The sequence below is a fragment of the Streptomyces sp. NPDC048411 genome (assembly GCF_040704695.1).
Lineage (GTDB): Bacteria > Actinomycetota > Actinomycetes > Streptomycetales > Streptomycetaceae > Streptomyces.
On the sequence record NZ_JBEZKL010000275.1, the window covers coordinates 1 to 3,208 of the forward strand.

4 protein-coding genes are annotated in these 3,208 nt (G+C 67.3%); 3 read left to right on the forward strand and 1 reads right to left on the reverse strand.

What is annotated here, in order from left to right; genetic code table 11:
• The first annotated feature begins 251 nt into the window (after window positions 1-251).
• The 3 genes from AB0915_RS38760 (at window position 252) to AB0915_RS38770 (ending at window position 2,817) form a co-directional block, all read left to right on the forward strand.
• Window positions 252-1,016 (forward strand): IS6 family transposase, encoded by a 765-nt coding sequence (locus AB0915_RS38760; protein ID WP_366696063.1) that lies wholly within the window; start codon window positions 252-254, stop codon window positions 1,014-1,016.
• Between the two features lie 98 nt (window positions 1,017-1,114).
• A complete protein-coding gene (locus tag AB0915_RS38765) occupies window positions 1,115-1,843 on the forward strand; it encodes an NAD(P)H-binding protein (RefSeq protein ID WP_366696057.1) in 729 nt (242 codons plus the stop codon).
• A 308-nt stretch (window positions 1,844-2,151) separates the two neighbouring features.
• The gene (locus tag AB0915_RS38770; protein ID WP_366696059.1) at window positions 2,152-2,817 is read left to right on the forward strand and encodes a nitroreductase; all 666 of its coding nucleotides are present in this window, start codon (window positions 2,152-2,154) and stop codon (window positions 2,815-2,817) included.
• Window positions 2,818-2,935: 118 nt separating this feature from the next.
• Here the strand turns inward: AB0915_RS38770 and AB0915_RS38775 are convergent.
• Window positions 2,936-3,208 (reverse strand): DDE-type integrase/transposase/recombinase (locus AB0915_RS38775; protein ID WP_366696061.1); only part of this gene is annotated, 273 nt, incomplete at its 5' end.

Consider the following 3,208-nt stretch of genomic DNA (forward strand, 5'->3'; position numbering starts at 1 on the left):
CGTCATAGGGCGGACTGTAGCGCCGTCACCCACCACCCCAACCAGCCGTTTGAGGGGGTGCAGTAAACGAGGTCAGGGCTGCGTGCACTACGGGAGCTGGGTATCGAGTGGGCATAACCGCCGACCGCCGTCCGGCCGCTGAGCCGAACCGCAGACCCTGCCCTTGCCGAGAACTTCATCCGCCCAGGTGGGAGCCGGTGTGCGGGCTCTGTCACGTTGGCTGGCGGGGTGGGATGATCTTCGGGTTGATCATGGTGGAGGGGGCTGTTCGTGGGGAGCGCGTCCCCGTCGTACAAGGGCATCGGTACCCGGTGGAGGTGATCTCGCACTGCGTGTGGCTGTACTTTCGCTTCCCGCTCAGCTTCCGCGAGGTCGAGGAGCTTATGCTCCAGCGCGGCGTGGTCGTCTCCCACGAGACCGTCCGCCGCTGGTGCGCCAAGTTCGGGCAGGCCTACGCCGACGGTCTGCGCCGCCGCCGGCCCCGGCCCGGCGACAAATGGCACCTGGACGAGGTGTTCGTCAAGATCAACGGTGTGCGACAGTACCTGTGGCGGGCCGTCGACCAGGACGGCAACGTCTTGGACATCCTGGTGCAGAGCCGCCGGGACAAGGCCGCGGCCAGGCGTTTCCTGCGTCGTCTGATGAAGAAGACCGGTGCGGTGCCGAGGGTGATGGTCACCGACAAGCTCCGCTCCTACGGCGCGGCCCACCGTGAGGTCATGCCCTCCATCGAGCACCGCTCGCACAAGGGGCTGAACAACCGGGCGGAGAACAGCCACCAGCCCACCCGCCAGCGCGAACGAGCGATGAAGGGCTTCCGCAGCGTCGGTGGAGCCCAAAGGTTCCTGTCCGCGTTCAGCGGCATCTCACTCCATTTCCGGCCCCGCCGACACCTGATAACCGCCGCCGAACACCGCTTGGAGATGACCATCCGCTTCACCATCTGGGACCAGATCACCGAGAACATCAGCCGGGCGCCGCTCGACGAGACGGTCACGTTCGTCGACGGCCTCTGACGCCGTCCCTCATTGGTCGATCAACGAGCCGTTTCATGCTGCGTCCACATGGCTGTTCATATGGCATATTGCACGCAAAATGTAGCGAAGGGTGTGTCATGAAATTCGCAGTCATCGGCGGTACCGGGCTGATCGGGTCGCAGGTCGTCAAGAAACTGAACGCCGCCGGGCACGAGGCGGTACCACACTCGCAGTCCACCGGAGTCGACGTCATCAGCGGCCAGGGGCTGGACGAGGCGGTGGCGGGAGCCGATGTCGTCGTCAACCTGACGAACTCCCCGACCTTCGACGAAGCCTCCCCGGCCTTCTTCCAGACCTCGATGGACAACCTCCTGGCCGCGGCTCACAAGGGCGGCGTCGGCCACTTCGTCATCCTCTCGATCGTCGGCACGGACCAGGTACCGGAGCTGGACTACTACCGGGCCAAGGCGCTCCAGGAGAACATCCTCGCGGCCGGGCCGATCCCCTACTCGATCGTCCGGGCGACGCAGTTCATGGAGTTCATGGACGCCGTCATGTCCTGGACCGCCGACAAAGACACCGTCCGGCTGCCCGCCACGCCGATCCAGCCGATCGCCTCCAAGGACGTGGCCGACGCGGTGGCGAAGGTCGCCGCGGGCACCCCGCTGAACGGCAAGCACAACATCGCCGGCCCCGAGATCTTCCCCCTGGACGAGCTGGGCCGGATCACGCTGTCCCACAAGGGCGACAACCGTACCGTCGTCACCGACCCCACCGCCGGCATGTTCGCCGCCGTCAAAGGTGACGTCCTCACCGACAAGGACGCCCACCTCGCCCCTACCCACTACGCCGACTGGCTCTCCTGACATCCCCCGCCTCCTGCGCGTCCTGTCCCAGCCCGGCAGTCCTTTCGATGCGCCCGCCGGGCGTGGCAGCTTGAGTCGGATGGGTATCCGGCTGCGGTCCCCCGGTCCCCGGTCAGGCGGAGAGCGGGGGACTCGCATGCACCCACTCTCGTCCCGCCGGGATGGACGGGCCACGGCTCTCGGGGTGGGACGGGCCCGAGGGCGTCGCGACAGTCGACCGCCGGCATGGCGCTGGATGCGCCGGTGCCCCAGCGGTCCCGGATTGTCACTGAGCGGACAGGTGGAGCAGATGAGGGAGGCAGATGATCTTGGATGTCTATGAGGCGGTCACGAGCCGACGGGCGGTGCGCGGGTTCACCGACCGGCCCGTCCCGAGGCGGATGGTGGAGCGGGTGCTGTCCGCCGCGGCCTGGGCGCCGTCCGGATCGAACCTCCAGCCGTGGCGCGCCTACGTGGTGACCGGTCGGCCGCTGGCCGAGCTCAAGAGGCGCGCCGGCGAGCGCGTGGCGGCAGCCGACCCCTGGGACGAGCGGGAGTACGAGATGTACCCACCCGCACTGAAGTCTCCGTACCATGAGCGCCGATCCGCCTTCGGCCATGAGCGCTACAGCGCACTCGGTATTGCGCGCGAGGACTGGGAGGCGCGCCAGAGGGCCGCCGCCGCGAACTGGGACTGCTTCGGTGCACCCGCCGCCCTGTTCTGCTACATCGACCGCGACATGGGCCAGCCTCAATGGTCCGACGTCGGCATGTATCTGCAGACCGTCATGTTGCTGCTCCGCGCCGAAGGGCTGCACAGTTGCCCGCAGATGGCGTGGTCGGTGTATCGCAAGACGGTCGCGGAGATCCTGTCACCACCGGACGAGCTCATCCTCTTCTGTGGCATGTCGATCGGGTTCGAGGACGCAACGGTGGCTTACGCCCGTACGGGCCGGGCGCCGCTCGACGAGACCGTCACGTTCGTCGAGGAGTAGATTCACGACTGCGTGACGATCACGATCGGCCGGGACGCCATCCGGCGTTGTCACGTTGTTGGGTGTGTGAGTCCGTGACGATGTGCAAGGCGTGGTCGGCCCGAGTGTCTGCTCCGGATCAGGCGGGCTGGCCGGCGGCGCCGATGATCTGCTCCCAGATGACGAAGGGGATGGTCATTTCGGCTCTGTAGTCGGTGGCGGTGAGCAGGTGGCGTCGGGGCCGGAAGTGGGGTGAGATGCCGCTGAACGCGGACAGGAACCGCTGGGCTGCGCCGGCGGAGCGGAAGCCTTTCATGGCGCGTTCGCGTTGCCGCGTGGGCTGGTGGCTGTTCTCGGCCCGGTTGTTCAGGCCCTTGTGGGAGCGGTGCTCGACGGAGGGCATGACCTCGCG

Excerpts from the sequence above, each read along its gene's own strand:
- AB0915_RS38765 (WP_366696057.1), top strand. The coding sequence starts at position 1,115 with ATGAAATTCGCAGTCATCGGCGGTACCGGGCTGATCGGGTCGCAGGTC.
- AB0915_RS38760 (WP_366696063.1), top strand. The coding sequence starts at position 252 with ATGGTGGAGGGGGCTGTTCGTGGGGAGCGCGTCCCCGTCGTACAAGGG.